The sequence below is a fragment of the Oryzomonas rubra genome (assembly GCF_008369015.1).
GTDB lineage: Bacteria > Desulfobacterota > Desulfuromonadia > Geobacterales > Pseudopelobacteraceae > Oryzomonas > Oryzomonas japonica.
Window position 1 is genome coordinate 225,573 of the sequence record NZ_SRSD01000001.1, and the last position, 18,641, is coordinate 244,213.

At 57.1% G+C, this 18,641-nt stretch carries 23 protein-coding genes; 17 read left to right on the top strand and 6 right to left on the bottom strand.

Going from position 1 to position 18,641, the window contains the following annotated elements:
- Positions 1 to 50 precede the first annotated feature (50 nt).
- The gene (locus tag ET418_RS18045; protein ID WP_188055191.1) at positions 51 to 215 is read right to left on the bottom strand and encodes a hypothetical protein; all 165 of its coding nucleotides are present in this window, start codon (positions 213 to 215) and stop codon (positions 51 to 53) included.
- 111 nt (positions 216 to 326) lie between these two features.
- Here ET418_RS18045 and ET418_RS01025 point away from each other — a divergent pair, with 111 nt between their 5' ends.
- The 8 genes from ET418_RS01025 to ET418_RS01060 all read left to right on the top strand — a co-directional run bounded on the left by ET418_RS01025 (position 327) and on the right by ET418_RS01060 (position 5,760).
- Positions 327 to 575: a TIGR03905 family TSCPD domain-containing protein gene (locus tag ET418_RS01025; RefSeq protein WP_149305715.1), complete on the top strand. Its 249-nt coding sequence runs from the start codon at positions 327 to 329 to the stop codon at positions 573 to 575.
- 210 nt (positions 576 to 785) lie between these two features.
- Complete coding sequence (locus ET418_RS01030) at positions 786 to 2,057, top strand: Hsp70 family protein (protein WP_149305716.1); 1,272 nt, start codon at positions 786 to 788, stop codon at positions 2,055 to 2,057.
- Positions 2,058 to 2,102: 45 nt separating this feature from the next.
- The gene (locus tag ET418_RS01035; protein ID WP_149305717.1) at positions 2,103 to 2,693 is read left to right on the top strand and encodes an RNase H family protein; all 591 of its coding nucleotides are present in this window, start codon (positions 2,103 to 2,105) and stop codon (positions 2,691 to 2,693) included.
- The gene (locus ET418_RS01040) at positions 2,677 to 2,862 is read left to right on the top strand and encodes a hypothetical protein (protein ID WP_149305718.1); all 186 of its coding nucleotides are present in this window, start codon (positions 2,677 to 2,679) and stop codon (positions 2,860 to 2,862) included. Before ET418_RS01035 ends, ET418_RS01040 begins: the two co-directional genes overlap by 17 nt.
- A 5-nt stretch (positions 2,863 to 2,867) precedes the next feature.
- Complete coding sequence (locus tag ET418_RS01045; RefSeq protein ID WP_149305719.1) at positions 2,868 to 3,128, top strand: GIY-YIG nuclease family protein; 261 nt, start codon at positions 2,868 to 2,870, stop codon at positions 3,126 to 3,128.
- A gap of 103 nt (positions 3,129 to 3,231) precedes the next feature.
- Positions 3,232 to 4,671, top strand: coding sequence for a glyceraldehyde-3-phosphate dehydrogenase (locus ET418_RS01050; protein WP_149305720.1), 1,440 nt, complete (start codon positions 3,232 to 3,234; stop codon positions 4,669 to 4,671).
- A gap of 109 nt (positions 4,672 to 4,780) precedes the next feature.
- Entirely contained in the window at positions 4,781 to 5,146 is a 366-nt protein-coding gene (locus ET418_RS01055) for a hypothetical protein (RefSeq protein WP_149305721.1), read from the top strand.
- A gap of 290 nt (positions 5,147 to 5,436) precedes the next feature.
- Positions 5,437 to 5,760 carry a c-type cytochrome gene (locus ET418_RS01060; RefSeq protein ID WP_149305722.1) on the top strand — a complete coding sequence of 108 codons (324 nt, stop codon included), beginning with the start codon at positions 5,437 to 5,439 and terminating at the stop codon, positions 5,758 to 5,760.
- Positions 5,761 to 5,868: 108 nt separating this feature from the next.
- Here the strand turns inward: ET418_RS01060 and ET418_RS01065 are convergent, their stop codons facing one another.
- Complete coding sequence (locus ET418_RS01065; protein WP_149305723.1) at positions 5,869 to 6,807, bottom strand: cation diffusion facilitator family transporter; 939 nt, start codon at positions 6,805 to 6,807, stop codon at positions 5,869 to 5,871.
- 233 nt (positions 6,808 to 7,040) lie between these two features.
- Between ET418_RS01065 and ET418_RS01070 the strand changes: the two genes are divergently transcribed.
- The 4 genes from ET418_RS01070 (at position 7,041) to ET418_RS01085 (ending at position 10,584) form a co-directional block, all read left to right on the top strand.
- Positions 7,041 to 7,829: a dienelactone hydrolase family protein gene (locus ET418_RS01070; RefSeq protein WP_149305724.1), complete on the top strand. Its 789-nt coding sequence runs from the start codon at positions 7,041 to 7,043 to the stop codon at positions 7,827 to 7,829.
- A 60-nt stretch (positions 7,830 to 7,889) separates the two neighbouring features.
- Positions 7,890 to 8,828, top strand: a complete 939-nt coding sequence (locus ET418_RS01075; RefSeq protein WP_246152894.1) for an NADP-dependent oxidoreductase — start codon at positions 7,890 to 7,892, stop codon at positions 8,826 to 8,828.
- Positions 8,829 to 8,846: 18 nt separating this feature from the next.
- Positions 8,847 to 9,227, top strand: coding sequence for an HIT family protein (locus ET418_RS01080; RefSeq protein ID WP_149305725.1), 381 nt, complete (start codon positions 8,847 to 8,849; stop codon positions 9,225 to 9,227).
- 178 nt (positions 9,228 to 9,405) lie between these two features.
- Entirely contained in the window at positions 9,406 to 10,584 is a 1,179-nt protein-coding gene (locus ET418_RS01085) for a methyl-accepting chemotaxis protein (RefSeq protein ID WP_149305726.1), read from the top strand.
- A gap of 78 nt (positions 10,585 to 10,662) precedes the next feature.
- Here ET418_RS01085 and ET418_RS01090 read toward each other — a convergent pair whose 3' ends face one another.
- The 3 genes from ET418_RS01090 to ET418_RS01100 all read right to left on the bottom strand — a co-directional run bounded on the left by ET418_RS01090 (position 10,663) and on the right by ET418_RS01100 (position 14,300).
- Positions 10,663 to 11,610 (bottom strand): AEC family transporter, encoded by a 948-nt coding sequence (locus ET418_RS01090; protein WP_149305727.1) that lies wholly within the window; start codon positions 11,608 to 11,610, stop codon positions 10,663 to 10,665.
- 176 nt (positions 11,611 to 11,786) lie between these two features.
- Positions 11,787 to 13,556, bottom strand: coding sequence for a M3 family oligoendopeptidase (locus tag ET418_RS01095; RefSeq protein ID WP_149305728.1), 1,770 nt, complete (start codon positions 13,554 to 13,556; stop codon positions 11,787 to 11,789).
- Between the two features lie 102 nt (positions 13,557 to 13,658).
- Positions 13,659 to 14,300: a DUF3047 domain-containing protein gene (locus ET418_RS01100; RefSeq protein WP_149305729.1), complete on the bottom strand. Its 642-nt coding sequence runs from the start codon at positions 14,298 to 14,300 to the stop codon at positions 13,659 to 13,661.
- Positions 14,301 to 14,416: 116 nt separating this feature from the next.
- On the opposite strand from ET418_RS01100, the gene ET418_RS01105 reads away from it, so the two are divergent.
- Positions 14,417 to 15,313: a selenium metabolism-associated LysR family transcriptional regulator gene (locus tag ET418_RS01105; protein WP_149305730.1), complete on the top strand. Its 897-nt coding sequence runs from the start codon at positions 14,417 to 14,419 to the stop codon at positions 15,311 to 15,313.
- A 140-nt stretch (positions 15,314 to 15,453) separates the two neighbouring features.
- Here the strand turns inward: ET418_RS01105 and ET418_RS18610 are convergent, their stop codons facing one another.
- Positions 15,454 to 15,558, bottom strand: coding sequence for an RCKP-type rubredoxin-like domain-containing protein (locus ET418_RS18610; RefSeq protein WP_149305731.1), 105 nt, complete (start codon positions 15,556 to 15,558; stop codon positions 15,454 to 15,456).
- 135 nt (positions 15,559 to 15,693) lie between these two features.
- Here ET418_RS18610 and ET418_RS01115 point away from each other — a divergent pair, with 135 nt between their 5' ends.
- The 4 genes from ET418_RS01115 to ET418_RS01130 all read left to right on the top strand — a co-directional run bounded on the left by ET418_RS01115 (position 15,694) and on the right by ET418_RS01130 (position 18,540).
- On the top strand, positions 15,694 to 15,873 hold the full coding sequence (locus tag ET418_RS01115; protein WP_149305732.1) for a hypothetical protein: 180 nt from the start codon (positions 15,694 to 15,696) through the stop codon (positions 15,871 to 15,873).
- A 479-nt stretch (positions 15,874 to 16,352) separates the two neighbouring features.
- Positions 16,353 to 16,730, top strand: coding sequence for a hypothetical protein (locus ET418_RS01120; RefSeq protein ID WP_149305733.1), 378 nt, complete (start codon positions 16,353 to 16,355; stop codon positions 16,728 to 16,730).
- Between the two features lie 266 nt (positions 16,731 to 16,996).
- Positions 16,997 to 17,755, top strand: coding sequence for a 3',5'-cyclic-nucleotide phosphodiesterase (locus ET418_RS01125; protein WP_149305734.1), 759 nt, complete (start codon positions 16,997 to 16,999; stop codon positions 17,753 to 17,755).
- A 17-nt stretch (positions 17,756 to 17,772) separates the two neighbouring features.
- Positions 17,773 to 18,540: an ABC transporter permease gene (locus ET418_RS01130; protein WP_149305735.1), complete on the top strand. Its 768-nt coding sequence runs from the start codon at positions 17,773 to 17,775 to the stop codon at positions 18,538 to 18,540.
- Positions 18,541 to 18,641 lie beyond the last annotated feature (101 nt).

Genomic DNA, 18,641 nt, shown 5'->3' on the forward strand with positions numbered 1-18,641 from the left:
CATGTTTCCTTTTGTCCTAAATTTAACCGTGACGCCGGCAGGATTAAAAATCAGTCCTGGTTCCGCCTCAATCTCAACACGAACAGATAGGTGATGAGCAGAACCGGGAAGGTCGAAAAGGAAGCCGCCAGATTGCCCGCAAAGAGCTGCCAGGTGGCAAAGCCAACCAGGCAAAGGACAAAAACAAGAAGGATGGTCACGCTGAATTTATTCATTGGGTCCGCCGATGGATGGAATGACAGGCACGGCTAGTGATAGCACACCACCGGCAGAAGCACAAAGAGATACAACAAAACAATCCATTCGATGACAGGAGATGTGCAGTAATGAAATTTAGCTATAAAACGGACGGCACCTGCAGCAAGCGGATCGATATTGAGGTGGAAGCGGGCGTTCTCGTGAGTGCCGATTTCATCGGCGGTTGTTCCGGCAATTCCCAGGGGGTGGCTGCCCTGGTCAAGGAAATGCCGGTGACGGAAGTGGTGCGCCGCCTGAAGGGGATCGCCTGCCAAGGGGATACGTCGTGCCCCGACCAACTGGCGCGGGCCTTGGAAGCGTCTGCACAGATGGAATAGCGGCGTAACCGTCAATCCGTTGTTGCGCTGTAGAAAAAAGTCGGTGTGGAACCCTTGTCCCCATACACCTCTGCTCCCAACACCTCCTCCTTACCCTTTTTTACGTAGTGCATCGTAAAAGTGCTTGAAGCTGAAAAGATGATGGCGTAATGTGCGTACCCCCCGCGGCTTGCCGGCCGGGGTGTACGTTCGACGGTGAGGAGCTTACAAGTGCAGATCGTATTCGGTATCGACTTTGGCACCACCAATTCAGCGCTTTCGGTGTATCGGAACGGCTCGGTCGAGGTGGTTGCCGTCGATGGCACCGACCGTAGCGGGGAACTGATGCGATCGGTGCTCTATTTTAACGAGGAACACGAGATCTATGTCGGGCAGGAAGCCATTCGCCAGTATGTGAGCGATGGGGCCTGCGGGCGCTTCATGCAGTCGATCAAGACCTTCCTGCCGAACACCAGTTTCGACAGCACCGAGGTGTTCGGCAGACGCTACGCCATTGATGACCTGGTGGCGATCATCTTGAGGAAGATCAAGGCCCGTGGTGAGGAGCACGTGGGCTGCCCCGTGGAGAGCGTGGTGCTGGGGCGGCCGGTGGTGTTTTCCGCGGACCCGGAGAAAGACGCCGTGGCCGAGCAGCGCCTTGAACGGGCCGCCCGCAAGGCCGGCTTCAAGAACATCTGGTTCCAGTACGAACCGGTGGCGGCGGCGCTGGCCTTTGAAGAGACGTTACAGGCCGGACAGGAGCGGATCGTATTCATCGGTGATTTCGGCGGCGGCACGTCGGACTTCTCGGTGATCCGCGTCAAGGGGGGCGCCTTTGCCCGCTCCGACCGGCGCAGCGACGTGCTCTCCCTGGGGGGCGTCTATGTGGCCGGGGACAAGTTCGATTCCCAGATCATGTGGGACAAGGTGGCGCACCATTTCGGGCGCTATGCCCGCTACAAGACCATGGGCAAGGATGAGTGGGTCAATGTCCCCAAGAGCATCATCTATACCCTCTGCCAGTGGCACCGTATCCCGCTGTTGCGGTCGCGCAAGACCAGGGAGCATATTCGGGTGATCAAGGGCACCACCGATGACCGCCAGGCCATCGAACACCTGGAGAACATCATCGGCGACAATTACGGTTTTTTCCTGTTCCAGGCCATCGAAAAGGCCAAGTGCGAGCTTTCCGACCGGGAACAGACCCTGATCAGCTTCCGGGAACGCGATCTGTGCATCGACGAGGAAATCGGCAAACGGGAGTTTGAGGCGATCAATGCGGAAAATATTCAGCAGATTTCCGACTGCATCGATGAGGTCGTGGCTCGATCCGGGCTGGTGCCGGCCCAGATGGATACGGTCTTTCTGACCGGGGGGACCTCGCGGATTCCCCGCATCCAGGCCCTCTTTGCCGAGCGGTTCGGCCGGGAGAAGCTGGACAACCGGGACGCCTTCACCAGTGTCGTCCATGGCCTGGGGTCCAGTGTGCCGCTGTTTGTCTGATATAATTGACTGGGTAAAGCACGGCCGTTGGGGGCGCTCCGTTTGATGAACAGTTGTGCCCTTTTTACGGATGTGAGCCTGAACCCCCAGCGTAAACTGGGCGTCGGAGGCTATCTGCTCGTTCCCGCATCGTTTTTGGAAAACGAACCGTACGGCATCGGGCAGGACGATGTGTCTGCGCGGCTCAAAATAAAGGGATTTGCGGAGACGTCATCCACAACTCTTGAGGTCCAGACCGTCCTGTGGGCGCTGGAACAGGTGTCGGAGGGTCTCATTGACCCGACTGGCGGAGAGCTGGAGATCTATACCGACTCCCAGTGCGTTGCCGGGCTGTTGGGGAGAAGGGCCGCCCTGGAGCAGAACGATTTTATTGCGAAACGCTCGGGGCGGCTGTTAAGCAATGCAGCTCTTTATCGCGCATTTTACGCTGCGCACGACCGGATGGGGTTTCGGGTGAACAAGGTATCCGGGCACGCTCCTGCCTGCTCCCACAATACCATCCACCGGATCTTTTCCCATGTCGATCAAGGGGTGCGGAGAGCGCTGGGGCTTTGGCTGGATTCCCCCGCGCTCCCCGGTCCATCAGCACCCCGGCACGGCGAATACGAGGAGGCACATCATGGCAATGACCGTTGAAATCAAGAACAACAAGCTCTGTATCGAGATCGACCTGGAGAAACCGACTCCGTCGTCATCCGGCAAGACCCTGGTGGTGGCCAGTACCCGCGGCAACGCCGTCACCACCGCCCACGTGGACGGCAAACCGATCACCATCGGGCTGAACGCATACATCAGCAAACAATAAGCCTTGTGGAATGGCACGTCTACATCATCCTCTGTTCCGACAACTCCCTCTACACCGGGGTCACCACGGATGTGGAACGGCGCTTCCGTCAGCACGCGGAGGGGAAGGGCGCCAAGTATTTTCGGGGGCGGCGGCCGGTGCGGGTGGTCTATCTCGAGGGTGACCACAGCCGCTCTTCCGCTGCCAGCAGAGAAGTCCGGATCAAGGCCTTGGATCGGACAGAAAAATTAGCTCTGATATCCGGATTTACTGCGATTCCCCTGTGACTAAATGCTTGAGGCTGCGCGCCTGATGTCGTAAAATGAACCTGTCCGGGCCTGTTCGGGCGGTTTTTTGTAACATATTTCAACCAGCAAAGGTGCGTATTCCATGAATCGACAAAAATCCGAAATCCACCTCAAAGAATGGCAGAGGCAGGAAGCCGTTGCCGAGGGCATGTTACCGGTCATCGGCCGGCTGTACCGCGAACACAACATCGTGTTGACCGTCTATGGCCGCTCGCTGGTGCACGGAACGGTGATCGACCTGCTCAAGGCCCACCGCTTTGCCCGGCTCACCCTGGACGGCGAACTGACGGTGCTGGATACTCAACCGGTGCTGGAGGCCATGGCCAAACTCGATCTGGCCCCGGCCCGTATCGATCTGGGCAAACTCACCGTGCGCTTTTGCGCCTCGGGCATGCCGGTGGATGCCTTTGTGGCCCGGGAGCTCGCCTCCGTCAATACCGGCAGGACCTCGCTTCTGGCCGAACCCCAGGATATCGTGCTCTACGGCTTTGGCCGCATCGGCCGCCTCCTGGCCCGCATCCTGATCGACAAGGCCGGCAGCGGCGAGAAACTGCGCCTGCGGGCGGCCGTGGTGCGCAAGGGGGGGGACGACGATCTGGTCAAGCGCGCCAGCCTGCTGCGCCGCGATTCGATCCACGGCCAGTTCAACGGCATCATCACCGTGGATGAGGAAGAGAACGCCATCATCGCCAACGGCAACATGATCCGCATCATCTATTCCGACGCGCCCGATTCGGTGGATTACACCCAGTACGGCATCAGCAACGCCATCCTGATCGACAACACCGGCAAGTGGCGTGACCGGGAGGGGTTGTCCCGCCATCTCAAGTCCCCCGGTATCGAGAAGGTCATCCTCACCGCACCGGGCAAGGGGGATATTCCCAACGTGGTGGCCGGGGTCAACAACGAACTGATTACCCCCCAGGAGCGGGTGTTCTCCGCCGCCAGCTGTACCACCAATGCCATCGTGCCGGTCATGAAGGCCATCAACGACCGCTTCGGCATCGTGCACGGCCACATGGAAACCTGCCACTCCTACACCAACGACCAGAACCTGATCGACAACTACCACAAGGCTTCGCGCCGTGGCCGCAGCGCTCCGCTGAACATGGTCATCACCGAAACCGGGGCGGCCAAGGCGGTGGCCAAGGTCATTCCCGATCTGGCCGGCAAACTTACCGGCAACGCCATCCGGGTGCCGACCCCCAACGTCTCCCTGGCCATTCTCAACCTTGAACTGGGGCAGCAGGTCACCGTCGCGGAGATCAACGACTACCTGCGCGGTATCTCGCTGGACTCACCCTTGCAGAACCAGATCGATTACACCAATTCCCCGGAAGTGGTCTCCAGCGACTTTGTCGGTTCACGTCATGCCGGCGTGGTGGATTCCCTGGCCACCATTGCCGAGGGGAACCGTTGCGTCCTCTATGTGTGGTACGACAACGAATTCGGCTACAGCCGCCAGGTGGTCCGCATGGTGCAGAAGATGGCCGGCCTGGAACTGCCGACTCTGCCGTGCTGACCCCGGTAATGGTTGCCCTTCGGCATTGCTGAATGGACAGTGGGGGCAGGTCGCTTTTTTTGGGGGGCCTGCCCCCATCTGGTTACGAGCGGGAAAAACGGGTGCACACATGAAACGCCTCAGGCTGGAACATAGAACGTCACTGTTGCTTCCCCGGAGGGATTTTCTGGTACGCCTGGGGTGGTATTGGTTGTTTGGCTGCCTGTTTTTGGCGTTTTCGTTGGGTATCGGCACCGTCGGCTATCACATTACCGCTCATCTGAACTGGGTCGATGCCTTTCTGAACGCCTCGATGATCCTTACCGGCATGGGACCGGTCGATAAGCTCGAAAGTGCCGGCGCCAAACTTTTTGCATCCTTCTACGCCATCTTCAGCGGGGTTTCATTCCTGACGTTCTGCGGCGTTCTCTTTACCCCCATCTACCATCGCTTCATACACCGCTTCCATCTCGACCTGGGTGATAAGAACCTTTAACGGCGTCGGGGCCTTTTTTCATCAGGCCCATAATCAGTGGCGGCCCCTACGACGTTCAAAAGCCGTCGGCGACTACAGGCCGACGGCATCCCTCCGTTTGCCACATGTCAAGCATCTCTACGACGGACCATACCTCATACCCTCCATTGATTGTAATAAGACAGGTTTATACCATCGCTCTCCAGGTGAATTTTGAAAGGAGCGAGGACCTTGAGATATGAATATATTGTGCTATCGTCAATCTATGGTTTGATGGAATATTGCTAGGGAAGCACAAGGAGATATCGCCTATGAAAAAGAGTCTCGTAACAGTGGTATTACTCTCGGCCGGAGCCTTAGCCATAAGCGCGCAGGCGGACATGGAGGGGAAGCTGGATGCCAAGGCGGAATTCGAAAAACACTGCGCTGCATGCCATCCCGGGGGCGGCAATACCATTAACCAGGCAAAGCCGTTGAAAAAGGAATCCCTTAAGAAAAATGGCATCAAGAGTTGGAAGGACATTGTGGCAAAGATACGCAATCCTGGGCCGGGCATGACCAAGTTTGGCAAAAAGGAGATGCCCGACAAGGAAGCGAAGGCAATTGCCGAGTACGTTTTAAAAACCTTCAAGTAGCAAAATCAGGGCAACGGGACAGGGAAACCGCCGGGGGAACGGCCGAAATCGGCTCGTTTCCCCGGCGCGATTGAGGAAGACAACAGGGTGGCGTGTAACCCACTGGAATTATAGTATCGAGGACGCGTCAATCTTCGGACACGCCACGGCGCATCGTTCACACCCGCCGGGGCAGGGTTCGATATGCACCAGGGTATGGCTGTAGGGCAGGCATTGCTCGATGTCTGCCGTGATCTGATGGGCAAGGGCATGCCCTGCTTCAACGGTCATCTGTTTCGGCACGACCAGATGCATGTCGATATGGCGAATATGACCGGACTTGCGGGTACGCAGCTTGTGATACTCGATAAAACGACCTGCGTAGCGATCCATAACGTCGTGAATCCTGGCCTCCTCATCATCGGGAAGCTTGACGTCAAGGATGTGGAAGAAGGCTGTCTTGATGAGATCCCAAGCGGCTTTGATAATCAGGAACGCCACGGCGATGGCAACGATCGGGTCAAGCATGGCGATGCCGGTGAGTTTGATGGCGGCCAGCCCCCCCAGTACGCCGACAGAGGTGTACACGTCGGTCCTCAGGTGCAAGGCATCGGCTTCAAGTGCCACCGAATCGGTCTTGGCCGCCACGCTCAGCAGATGCCGGGAGACCAGGTAGTTTGCCAGGGCAGACACAGCCATCACAGCAGCACCCATTCCCAGACTTTCGATCTCTACGATCCCCGTTTTCAGCTTATGCACCGCCTCCAGGATGATATAGACGCCAGCGCCGAAGATCAGGACCGCTTCGATGGTTCCGGCCACGTTCTCGATCTTGCCGTGACCGAAGCGGTGATCGTCATCGGCAGGTTTGCCCGCCTCCCTGACCGAAAACCAGGCAATGATTGCGGCAATCAGGTCGATGCCGGAATGTACCGCTTCCGAGATAACGCTGACCGACTGCATCGCGATGCCGACGATCAGTTTCAGCAGGATCAGTATCGTATTGGAGGCTATGGATAGGGCCGCGGCTCTGTTTTTCGCCGCCAGGACTTCGGGGGATTGAATCATTGCGGTACTCCGGCTTGCAAGTATGGATTGGTGTTTTTCTGGGAGGATTAATGCTTCTTGTGACTTATTAGCATAATTTCGTTGACGAGATCAATCTGTGGATAACGATTTTGATGCGGAAACGTATGGGCAGACCGGGTGCCAAGATGGGAAAGCACGGCAATTGACCAAGCCGCCGCATGGTATATAATAAGAGCGAACAATCGATAATCAACGCAGTTAAGGAGAATACCATGTTGAAACAGATCATAGTTGCAGCGGCTCTCACCTGTTGTGCAGCCTCTGCCGAGGCTGCCGTCAAGACCAAGGTCATAGAATATAAGCAGGGAGACACTGTGTTGGAGGGATACCTGGCCTGGGACAACGCCAAGGTCGGTAAACGCCCCGGGGTGCTGGTGGTGCATGAGTGGACCGGGCTTGGCCCTTATGTGAAGAAACGGGCCGAGATGCTGGCAAAACTGGGGTATGTGGCCTTTGCGGCCGACATCTACGGCAAGGGGGTGCGCCCCGCAACTCCCGCCGATGCCGCCAAGGTCGCTGCCATCTATAAGGATGACCGGCCTTTGATGCGTGCCCGCGCCAGGGCCGGGTTGGAGGTTTTGAAAAGCCAGAAGACGGTTGATCAGAAACGCCTTGCTGCCATCGGGTACTGCTTTGGCGGCACTACCGTGCTGGAACTTGCCCGTGATGGTGCCGACCTGAGAGGCGTTGCCAGCTTCCATGGCGGTCTGGCTACGCCCAAACCCGAGGATGCCAGGAACATTAAGGCCAAGATCCTGGCGATGCATGGCGCCGATGATCCCTTTGTAAAGGCGGATGAGGTCGCCGCCTTTCAGCAGGAGTTGCGCGCAGCCAGGGTGGACTGGCAGTTCATCAGCTATGCCAATGCGGTACACAGCTTTACCAATCCCGAGGCCGGAAACGACAACAGCAAAGGTGCCGCCTACAACGAAAAGGCCGACAAACGATCATGGGAGGCGATGAAGTTGTTCTTCTCGGAGATTTTCAAAGAGGGCAGATGAGCTTTCCGCCAGTCGGATAGTGAAATTTTTCACGAATGGGGCGCTCAGGAGGTAAAAGATATGGAAACCATGAAAGCGGTGCGCATTCACGCATACGGCGGCCCCGAGGCACTTGTGTATGAAGATGCGCCACTGCCTCAGCCGGGAAAGGACGAGATCCTGGTTCGCGTCCATGCCGCCGCGGTCAACCCCGTGGACTGGAAAATCCGCGAGGGGCACCTCAAGGGGATGCTCGACAGCCGCCTGCCCTTAATCATGGGCTGGGATGTGTCTGGGACGGTGGAGGCGGTGGGCCCGGAGGTAGTCCGTTTCAAGGTGGGGGATGAGGTATTCAGCCGCCCGGATATAGCGCGGGACGGCGCGTATGCCGAGTTCATCGTCATCAGGGAGAATGAGGCGGCGTTCAAGCCGCAATCCATCGACCATCTGCATGCTGCCGCCATCCCCCTTGCCGGTCTGACGGCGTGCAAGTCGCTCTTCGCCGCCGCCAAACTCTCAGCCGGGCAGACCATACTCATCCATGGGGCGGCAGGAGGGGTGGGAACCTATGCCGTGCAGTTGGCGAAATGGAAGGGCGCCCATGTCATAGCCACCGCTTCCGAACGCAATCACGACTACCTGCGCGAACTGGGCGCCGACGAGGTCATTGCCTATCAGAACGTGCGCTTTGAGGACAAGGTCCGGGATGTTGACGTGGTCTTCGATACCATCGGCGGAGAGACCCAGACCCGCTCCTGGAACGTGGTGAAGCAAGGGGGCGTCCTGGTCTCCATCGTCAGCCCCCCGTCGCAGGAAGAGGCGGTGGCCCACGGCGTGCGGCCGGAGTTTGTCTTTATCCAGCCCGATGCGGCGGAGTTGTCGGCGCTCGCCAAGCTGGTGGATTCGGGAAAGCTCAGGGTCATGGTGGAGGCGGTACTGCCCCTCGCCGAAGCGCGACGCGCCCAGGAGTTGAGCCAAAACGGCCATACGCGGGGCAAGATCGTTCTGAAGGTGCGATAACTTCGAAACGGATCAAATATGCTGGGATTTGCGAAAAAATGCCCATTCTGTTCCGATGAAATACAACACCGCATCCTGATGGAGCAGGGGACGGTGTTTGCCATAGAAGACCTCTACCCGGTCACCCAGGGGCATCTGCTCGTCGTCCCCCGCCGCCACACCCTTGATTACTTCACCATGACCGACGAGGAACGTTTCGACGCGCAACAGATGTTGCTTGCACTCAGGGAGCAGATCATGCGGTATGACTCCACCGTCCAGGGGTTCAACATCGGCGTGAACTGCGGTCCGGTCGCCGGCCAATCCGTTCTGCACGCCCATATTCACCTGATCCCGCGTCGTGAAGGAATCGAACTGTTCAACAAACATTTCGATTATCTCAGAACAAGTCATTCATAATTCCGCCTACGGCCATGTCGGCCATCAAATTTCCTTCAGATTGCGGTGTAAGTCCAGGAGGCATACTCTCGTCATATAATTGTATGAATTTTTTTTAACATACTGAAATTACTATTGAATATCATACAGTTTTGATGTAAACATAATAAAAATATAAAAGTTAAGAAAGAAGACGTTTATGCATGCGCTTCAGGATTATTATTTTCGCCTCTCCATCAAGATGCGAATTGCCCTGCTCTGCTTGTGTTACAGCATCTGCATGATCGCATTGACCGTTCTGGCCCGTTCCGACTCCTGGACGGTGCGCTGGGGGGCGCTGGGGCTCTTTATCGTTCTGGGTGCTTTCTTCGGCTTACTGAATATCCTGGGCATCGGAAGCTCCATTGACCGGGTTATTGCCTACCTTCAAACCATAGCCAACGGAGACCTGTCCCAGAATATCACTGCCAAGCGCAATAATGAGATCAGCCTGATCATCAAGACCATAGGGGAGTTGCAGCAAAATATGCGTTCGATGATTTCCGCGATTCAATCCACTTCGGAAGGGTTAAACAAGGCGGCTGGCGATCTGCGCCGGACCTCCGAGGGGATGGCGGCCGGCGCCGAACAGGCGGTGGGGCAGTCGGCTTCGGTGGTGAATGCGGTTGAAGACCTGACATCGGTCAGCTCGGATATTGCCCGAAATTGTCAATTGATGTCCAGTAAAGCGACGGAGACGAAGGAATCCACCAGGGATGGCGAGCAGACCATTGACGCCATGTCCCGGATGATGACGGAGATCGGCTCGCTGGTGAGCGACACGACCCGTGCGGTGGAGTCGTTGGGTAACAATTCCCACCAGATCGGTGAGATCGTGGGTACGATCGAGGATATTGCGGACCAGACCAACCTGCTGGCCTTGAACGCGGCCATCGAGGCGGCTCGCGCCGGCGAACAGGGGCGCGGGTTCGCCGTGGTGGCGGACGAAGTCAGAAGTCTGGCGGTGCGCACGACAACGGCAACGCAGGAAATTCAAAAGATCATCGCCGTGTTGCAGAATGACGTTAAGAACGTCGTCGACTCCATGGGGCAGAGTTCACGGAGTGTCAAAAACGGTGAACAAGGGGTCCAGCTTTCCAGCCAGGCCATATCCGGCATCAAGTCCCACATCGAGGTCCTGACCGACAGCGTTGCCCAGATTGCAACCGCAATCGAGGAACAGTCAGCCACCACCGCCGGCGTCAGAAACAACATCCGGGCGATCAGCGACGTCATCGACACGGTTTCCCAGGGCACCAAGGAGACCGACCTATCGGCATCAGGGCTGACGAGTTCGGCGATCGAACTGAAAACCCTGGCGAGCAGGTTCCGGGTGTAAAGAGTCCCGGCAGCCGGGACGGTACGATATATCCCGTTTTCACTTCCAACGAAGGCGTTGCCATCCGGCACGCCCACATCACCACAAATGCAGATTAATGGTCTTTTCTCCAAGCGCAACTTGGAGTATGGCGATCACCAGCGGGATAGTAAGCAGCGAAAGCGCCGTGGACAGGAATATGCATCGTGATGCGAGTTGGGTGTCGCCGTCGAATTTTTCGGCGAACATGGCGGTGTTGGCCGCCGCAGGCATGGCCATGCTCACGACGCAAATCCCCAGGACCATCCCCTTGATTCCCAAAAGCGACAGGACCGCCAGGACCAGAAGCGGTACGATCAAAAGGCGTACCGCACTGCCGTAGTAGATCGCCAGGCCGGAGAAGAGATCGCGCAACCGCGTATCGGCCAGGGATGCGCCGACGACGATCATGGACAGGGGAGTGGTGGTAGCACCTACCAGTTCGCAGGCCTTGAGCAGGGGCGTGGGGAGTTTGATGGAGCCGATGAAGATGACCAGTCCGGCGGCAACCGCCAGAACCCCCGGATTGATGAGCGCCTTTTTGAGCGCCTGCGGCCCCTTTTCCCCGGTAAACAGCATTACTCCCAGGCTCCAGAGGGCGATGGTGAAGGGGACGCCAAAGATTGAGGCGTAGAAGATGCCGATCTTTCCGTACAGGCTTTGCAGCACCGGATACCCCATGAAGGCGCTGTTGGAGAATATGGTCATAAAACGCAGAACACTGCGCGTTTCCTGGGGATGGCGCCGGAAAAACAGGCCGCTGACGAGATAGAGAGCCACATGCAGGGCAAAGGAGACCATGAGGAGTTTCATGGCGGTGGAAAGCATCTCCCGGTTGAAGTCAAAGGTAAAGGAAACCAGGATCATCAGCGGGAGGGTCACATTGAGAATCAGTTCGGTGATGGCCCGGTTGGCGGCCGCGTCTATGAACTTTCTGCGGCGGGCGTAGTAGCCTGCTGCCATGATCAGAAAAAGGACCAGCACTTCCGTAACGATGTCGGTCTGCATACGGTACATCTCCTGTTGAAAACCACTCCTGGGGTAGTCTGCGGCGTTGCTGCCCGTTGTTCAAAGGCAGAGGCGTGCCGATGGGTACGCCCCTGCCTTTTCCCGCGCGTGCGCCTTGCATACCAACCGACTCAGAGCGATTTTCAACAACCTGCTCCTGCAACACGGTCCATGAATCAGACGATCTCCCGCAACTCTTCAATCAAGTCCTTCAGGACGTCATACCCCTTCTGCCAAAAATCCCCCGCGGTAATGTCGATCCCCGCCAAACGGGCCGTGTCGGCCGGTGGCAGCGCCCCCCCCGACTCCAGCAGACGGCGGTAGCCCGGTTTGAAACCGTCACCATCTTCGCGGTATTTCTGGAACAGCGCCAGAACCAATAGCTCGGCAAAGGTGTAGGAATAGCAGTAAAAACGGCTGTGGATAAAATGGCTGATATAGCTCCACCCCCAGCGGTAGGCGGGGATGGCCTCCACGGAATCGCCGAACAGCCGGTTGTTCTCCTCAAGCCAGATCTCCGCGATGCGGTCGTTGGAGAGCAGGCCGGCCTGCCGTTCGTTATGCAGGCGCAGTTCGAAGCGGGTCAGCACGGTCTGGCGGAAGGTGGTGGCGATGATGTCCTCGATCTTGGCGCACAATAAGGATTTGCGCACCGCCGGATCGGTTTCTTTTTCAAGCAGCATGCGGGTCAACAGCATTTCGCCGAATACCGACGCGGTTTCGGCCAGGGGCAGCGGGGCGTGGTAGTTGAGCATGTTCTGCTTTTGGGACAGGACGAAATGCAGGCCGTGGCCGGCCTCGTGGGCAATGGTGGCCAGATCGCGCAGGGTGCCGGTATAGTTGAGCAGCAGATAGGGCGGGGATTGGGGCGAAATGCCCATGGCAAAGGCCCCGCCCGATTTTCCGGTACGCGGCAGCACATCCACGCGGCGTTCGTCGAAAAAAGCCCCGACGATGCGACCGAAATCCGGGTCGTACTGGGCGTAGGACGAAACCACCATGTCACGGGCCTCGTCAAAGCTGTACTGTTTCTCCGCTTCAGCCACCGGGGCGTACATATCGCAGTTGCGGATCTTGTCCATGCCGAGCATCTTGGCCTTGAGACGGAAATAGTCCTGGGCGAGACCGTAGTTGGCCTCGGTCACGCTCATCAGGTGCTCCACCGCCTCATCCGGGATCTCGTTGCCGATGTTGGTGGGCTGGATCGGTGTGGCATAGCCGCGCAGTTCCATCTCCTGGCCGTGGTCCAGTGCCATGTTGTTGAACACCGCGTTGAACACGATGCCGTGCTCGGCGTGGCGTTCCAGAAAGGTGGTTTGGGCTCGGAAGCGCACGTCGGCAGACGGGTGGTGCAGCAGCGAGAGCAATTCCTCGCCGGTGAAATCCCGCTCCTCGCCGTCCAGTTCCATCCGGTAGCTGAAGGATGCCGACAACTCGTCGAACAGCTTGGTGAAGGCGTTCACCCCGGTCAAATCCTTGCGGGTCAGGAGCCGCTCCTCGTTTTCCTTGAGGCTGTAGGGGCGGAATTTACGGATGCCGGTCAGGAAGTGGACGTAGGGGACCGATTCCGGCAGGTTGCAGAGGGATTCGAAGCCCCGGTCGTCCAGGTGCATCAATTCCAGATCGAAGAACAACAGTTGCTGCGACAGGCTGCTCCCCAATTCGGAACAGCGCTGCGCCAGGGCGCGGTTGGTTTCGTCGGCCGAATCCGCGGCAAAGAGCAGGTGGGCGTAACAAAACGGCTTGGCCATGCGCACCTGCAATGCCTCGTACTCCTGGACGGCCGCTAGGATGGCGGCGCTGTCCTGATCGGCTATCTTTTCGAAATACCGCTCGCGGAAGGCAGCGGCCAAGGCGTCGAAGGAGGCCAGGTCGCTTTCCAGTTCGGGCGAATCCGGTGCGGGGTAGAGCAGGGCGGTGTTCCAGGTCAGATCGGTTTGAGACATGTGGGGCTCCATTGGTTGTTTTTACCTGCGCCAAATGATTTGCTAGTGAAGAAGATACCCTGTTGGACTGGCGGCGTCAAGGCGAGGCGCTCCTTCGAGGCTCTACTTGCCCGTGGAAAGGGTGATGTCGCCATACCAGGCCGTTGCCTCACCGCCAGTATTGTCGGTATCAGTCATAATGGCGATGGCGTCGATCTCGTGGGGCTCGCCCCCGAACAGGCGGCGGTAGTCGGCCAGGATGTCCCGTTCCTCGTTAATCCAATGCCCGACCCGTTCAGGGCCCGACTCCACGGCCAGCATCATGGCGTGGGAGGTAAAGGCGTTGGGGATGGCGTCCCCCTTGGCCAGGCGGTTGGCCCAGATGTAGTTGATGGCCTTGGTTCGCCAGAAGAGGCGGCTCGAAAAGACCACATAAATCCGTGCCGCGTGATCGTCTCCGTTTTTGGTCGTTTCATCGCCGTTTTTCACGATGCCGCCCACCTTCCACGACCAGCGCAGATAGCGGAACTGTTCCGGATCAAGTTTCACCTTCTTGAACAGCCCCGACGCCGTCCCCCTGCTGGCGGCCTTGACGACGGTCCGCCCGGCATCCTGTACCAGCGAATAAGCGGTGGTGCCTTTGAATATCTTGGTCTCCCAGCCGTGCAACCCCTCGGTGGAAAATGCGCCGACATGATACTCGGTTGCCTGGGCGACGGTACAGAAAGCGGTCAGTGCCAGTGCCAGCAGAATATGTCCGGTCATGGGGCGTTCCCTCCCTGAATATATACTGGATACCGGTAATTTATCTTGAAACGCACACCGGTATTTTGTAAATTACCGATTATCGTTATCGTAATTATAAATAGAGGTGATCTTCCATGACCTTAAAACAGCTCGAGGTATTCGTTGCCGTCGCCGAAACCCGCAGCTTTTCCCGGGGGGCCGACAAGACCTGCATTACCCAATCAACCGCCAGCCAGCATATCCAGGGCTTGGAGGAGGAGTTGGGCATCAGGCTCTTCGACCGGGGCAGGGGGGGGGCCCTTCTGACCGAGGCGGGCAAGCTGCTCGTGGGGCGCGCCCGGAAGATCCTGGCCGAATGCGACGAGTCCCGCTCGGCGGTGCGCCGCTTCGTCGGCATGGAGGATGTGGTGTTGCGCGTCGGTGCGAGCAATACCCCCGGAACCTGTCTGATCCCAGCGCTCCTCGACCAATTCCACAAACAATACCCCCGCGTCCGGTTGGAGGCGTTGCAAGGGGATAGTACGTCGGTCATTGAGCAACTGGTCAACGAGGAGGTCGAACTGGGGTTTATCGGCGGGCGTTTCAATGACGAACGGATTCATTTCGAAGCCTTGGGCGAAGACACCATTGTGTGCGCCGTTTCTTCCGATATCGCTACAAAGAGCAAGCACAGCCTCAGCCAGGCCGAATTGTGCAAAGTGCCACTGATCGTCCGCGAGCAGGGATCGGGAACGCAAAAAGCGGTCTATGACGCCTTTGCCGGAACTTGGATCAACAAAGAGTCGTTGCGCATCGTCGCGGTGCTCGGCAGTAGTGAAGCGATCAAGCGTGCTATCCTGAACGGCACCGGTTATGCCTTTATTTCCAGCATGGTCATTGCGGAAGAGCTTAACCATGGACAACTGACAACGGTCAGAATCCCCGGGCTGAATATTTCCAGGACATTCTATGCCGCCCGGCGGGACGGCAGAGAACTCTCGCCGGCCGCTGCCGCCTTCTGGGATCTTATGCTCTCCCGTTGGAAAAGATGATCGTGAAATAAAATATCTGATTTTATCGAAAAACAGGGCGCCGACTGGTTGATGAAGAATATCGCCGATGTGGATGCAACGCAAGAGCAGGTCGGAGCCCGGGGCGGCCCACTCGTTTGGAGCCCCCCCGGTGATGCCGGCTACTCAGCCTTGACGAACTTTCCCTTTTCGCCACATTTTTCGCACTTTTGGGGCTTGCAACGCCCCTCCTTGGTAAATCCGCAGACACATTTCCAGGTTGCCATCGTGTATCACCTCCCGGTTTTGTTGTGGTCCCGCCCGACCAGGTTTCATCTGAAAACACCCGTTGTGCCCGGATTGAAAAACGGCTGGCGAGTGCTATAGTTGTAAAATAATAGCCCGTTATTTGCGAGGAAAAAATGAGCGAACTGGCCTTCCTGTTGTTGCTGTTCGGCTTGCCTGCCGCCGTCGGATTTCATATGGCTCGAAGGCGCGGTAAAAACCCGTTTCTCTGGGGGGTATTGTCGGGAATATTCCCCTTTTTCCTGGTGGTTCTTCATATGCAGCACAAACCGCTGGACAAAAAGAATACCCCTTAGCATTTGATCTAATCCCGCTTTCCCCTGCTGGGGAGCAGGGCCGAGTACCTCTGCCCAAGCCTCTCCAGCCCCATCAAGATGCCCCTGAATCATGTCCCGTTTATTCCATCTCGCATGCGCACTTAGCCGGTATATTGCCGGTCTATAAGTCGGTGAAATGACGTTATTGGTTTTTGCATGTCATCAGGAGTATTCCCTGCTGTCTCCAGCATAGAGGTATAAGCTGAGTATGCTTATAAATAATATGCGCTATTTGACCATATCTGCGTATATTTGTCGTCCATTTCGCGCAATAAGGTCCCACACGTGGAGATGTATTTATGTGGTGAGCTGGCTGGTCATATATAACAAGCCGTAATAACTTGGTTTTAGCTTTGTTTGAAAAAATAATACACCTGAAGCGGTTTGGGCGGAATTTTGCAATATAAACAAAGCAAGGTTTCAGCAGCACCAAAGACCATACGATGGAGAGATTTACCATGATGTCGACATTAACGGCCCTTATGATGACATTGCTTACCATGGTCACATTCTGCATGATCCCCCGCATCGGCTTCGACTGGTTGCGATTCAGGGAATACGCGAAAGAGGATGATCGGGAAAAGCTCCTCATGCTTCAAAGACAGGAGAATGGGTGGGTTATCCGCCACTTGGCCTGTGCGCTTTGTGCCGTTGCGCTGGTCGTTGCCATGAAAACCTGCCCAAATCTTGGGCAGCCTGAGCGATTGGCTGCCGTCACGGCAGTCTATGCGGTGATTTCATTCTGCTTTGCCCTGGTTGAATCGATCCTGTCCCAGAGGATCTATCAGTTTACCGTGAGCCGCATGGAAGCGGTCAAGCAGCGGAGCGATGATTAGGCCGCCACCCAGCCTGACAAACAAGCCATCGCAAGACCCCCCGAAAAATTGATTCCGGGGGGTCTTGCCTTTTCAGAAAGCTGCGACATCGCTTTCACCGGCAAATCGAATGAAATCTTCCAATTTACTCTCGCAGATTTGTTGTTACAATATGCGGGGGGTGGGAAGAAACTATCGCCCGGGCTTGACGCGGAGGGCGGCAATGATACAGAATGCGGTCCAACGGTTTTCTGGCGCAGGAACAAGGCTACGCGGAGAGGGGATACATGAAATTACGGGTATTAGGGAGTGCTGGGGCGGAATTTCCCGGCTTCAGACCACCGGCCTTTCTGGTCGATGACCATCTGCTGCTGGATGCGGGCACCATCGGCGCGGTGCTGACGGCTGAGGAACAGTGGGGCATCCGGCACATCTTCATCACCCATGCCCATCTCGATCATATCCGCGCCATTCCGGCCTTGGCCGACAATATCATCGTACAAAACCTGCGCCAGACCGTCTTTGTCCACGCTATCCCCGATGTCATCGCCGCCATGCGGGAGCATCTCTTCAACGGCGTGATCTGGCCCGACTTCACCAGCTTGCCGGACCGGGACACCCCGGTTATCTCCTTTCAGCCCCTTGAGGCCGGAGTGGTTTCCGTTGTCTCAAAGTACGATATACGAGCCGTTGCCGTTGATCACACGGTCCCTGCGGTCGGCTATAGTGTCAGTCACGGGGGAAAAACCCTGGCATATACCGGCGATACCGGCCCGACCGAGGAGTTCTGGCGTTGCGTGGACGGCATCGATGCCCTGATCGTCGAGGTTTCCTTCCCCGACAGTATGGAGGCGTTGGCGTTGACGACCAAACATCTGACCTCGTCTCTGCTGCGCACCGAACTGAAAAAGATCAGGAACCTGCCCCGCCGTATCCTGATCACCCATCCCAAACCGCAATACTATGATACCATCCGCAGGGAGCTCGAAAACCTTGCCATGGAGGAGATTGAACTCCTCCACGATGGCGCCGTTTTCGAGCTTTGACTTCGGAGTCGCCGTTCATGTTCACCGCACTGGGCCGCTGGGCCATCATACGCTTTTCCATCGTCGCGGCTATTCTTCTCACTCTTGGGCGGGCGGGCAAGAGTATTCTGGCCTTCGAGGGACGAGCCGCAACCCGTACGGTAATCCTGAAACAGATCTATTTCACCGGTCTGGAGGCATCGGGCATCATTATGACCATCGCTCTGATCCTGGGCACCGTCATCATCACCCAGGTGGTCAGTCTGGTGGGGGATAACGGTTTTCTGACCGGAAAGATTTTGGTGTGGGTCGTGCTGCGGGAACTTGCGCCGCTCTTGACCGCCATCGTCGTCATTGCCCGAAGCGGAACGGCAATCGCCGCCGAGCTCGGCGCCATGAAGATCAACGGCGAAATCGAGTCTCTGGAGATGATGGGGATTCCCAGCGAACACTACCTGATTTTTCCTCGCATCGCAGGAGTAACCATTTCGATGGTCATCCTGACCGTCTATTTTGTCCTGACGGCGTTTATCGGGAGCTTTCTGATCGCCTCAGTGGGCTGGCATGTCCCGTATGAGCAGTTCATCCAGGGGATTCTGACAGCACTCGGGGGCAAAGAGGTTGTGGTCCCTCTTCTCAAGAGCGTGCTCTTCGGCCTCTGCACATCGGCCACCTGCTGTTGCTTTGGCCTCAGCGTTGACCGGAGCGTCACCGAGATCCCCCAAGTCGCCACCAAGGGGGTCATGTTCAGCCTGTTCGTCGTTTTTTTCATGGATGCCCTGGTTACCTATGTTTCATCGTTGTAACTCTCCGGTGCGTCGCCCTCGGGGGGGCGTTCGTGCCGCCGCATCAATTGTGTTTGCCTCATCGCCTCATCATACGCTTGTTTTTTCATCACTTCGGCTCT

Coding starts and splice junctions, on each gene's coding strand:
- ET418_RS18045 (WP_188055191.1), bottom strand. CDS start 215: ATGAATAAATTCAGCGTGACCATCCTTCTTGTTTTTGTCCTTTGCCTG.
- ET418_RS01025 (WP_149305715.1), top strand. CDS start 327: ATGAAATTTAGCTATAAAACGGACGGCACCTGCAGCAAGCGGATCGAT.
- ET418_RS01035 (WP_149305717.1), top strand. CDS start 2,103: ATGAACAGTTGTGCCCTTTTTACGGATGTGAGCCTGAACCCCCAGCGT.
- ET418_RS01040 (WP_149305718.1), top strand. CDS start 2,677: ATGGCAATGACCGTTGAAATCAAGAACAACAAGCTCTGTATCGAGATC.
- ET418_RS01050 (WP_149305720.1), top strand. CDS start 3,232: ATGAATCGACAAAAATCCGAAATCCACCTCAAAGAATGGCAGAGGCAG.
- ET418_RS01055 (WP_149305721.1), top strand. CDS start 4,781: ATGAAACGCCTCAGGCTGGAACATAGAACGTCACTGTTGCTTCCCCGG.
- ET418_RS01060 (WP_149305722.1), top strand. CDS start 5,437: ATGAAAAAGAGTCTCGTAACAGTGGTATTACTCTCGGCCGGAGCCTTA.
- ET418_RS01065 (WP_149305723.1), bottom strand. CDS start 6,807: ATGATTCAATCCCCCGAAGTCCTGGCGGCGAAAAACAGAGCCGCGGCC.
- ET418_RS01070 (WP_149305724.1), top strand. CDS start 7,041: ATGTTGAAACAGATCATAGTTGCAGCGGCTCTCACCTGTTGTGCAGCC.
- ET418_RS01075 (WP_246152894.1), top strand. CDS start 7,890: ATGGAAACCATGAAAGCGGTGCGCATTCACGCATACGGCGGCCCCGAG.
- ET418_RS01080 (WP_149305725.1), top strand. CDS start 8,847: ATGCTGGGATTTGCGAAAAAATGCCCATTCTGTTCCGATGAAATACAA.
- ET418_RS01085 (WP_149305726.1), top strand. CDS start 9,406: ATGCATGCGCTTCAGGATTATTATTTTCGCCTCTCCATCAAGATGCGA.
- ET418_RS01090 (WP_149305727.1), bottom strand. CDS start 11,610: ATGCAGACCGACATCGTTACGGAAGTGCTGGTCCTTTTTCTGATCATG.
- ET418_RS01095 (WP_149305728.1), bottom strand. CDS start 13,556: ATGTCTCAAACCGATCTGACCTGGAACACCGCCCTGCTCTACCCCGCA.
- ET418_RS01100 (WP_149305729.1), bottom strand. CDS start 14,300: ATGACCGGACATATTCTGCTGGCACTGGCACTGACCGCTTTCTGTACC.
- ET418_RS01105 (WP_149305730.1), top strand. CDS start 14,417: ATGACCTTAAAACAGCTCGAGGTATTCGTTGCCGTCGCCGAAACCCGC.
- ET418_RS18610 (WP_149305731.1), bottom strand. CDS start 15,558: ATGGCAACCTGGAAATGTGTCTGCGGATTTACCAAGGAGGGGCGTTGC.
- ET418_RS01115 (WP_149305732.1), top strand. CDS start 15,694: ATGAGCGAACTGGCCTTCCTGTTGTTGCTGTTCGGCTTGCCTGCCGCC.
- ET418_RS01120 (WP_149305733.1), top strand. CDS start 16,353: ATGATGTCGACATTAACGGCCCTTATGATGACATTGCTTACCATGGTC.
- ET418_RS01125 (WP_149305734.1), top strand. CDS start 16,997: ATGAAATTACGGGTATTAGGGAGTGCTGGGGCGGAATTTCCCGGCTTC.
- ET418_RS01130 (WP_149305735.1), top strand. CDS start 17,773: ATGTTCACCGCACTGGGCCGCTGGGCCATCATACGCTTTTCCATCGTC.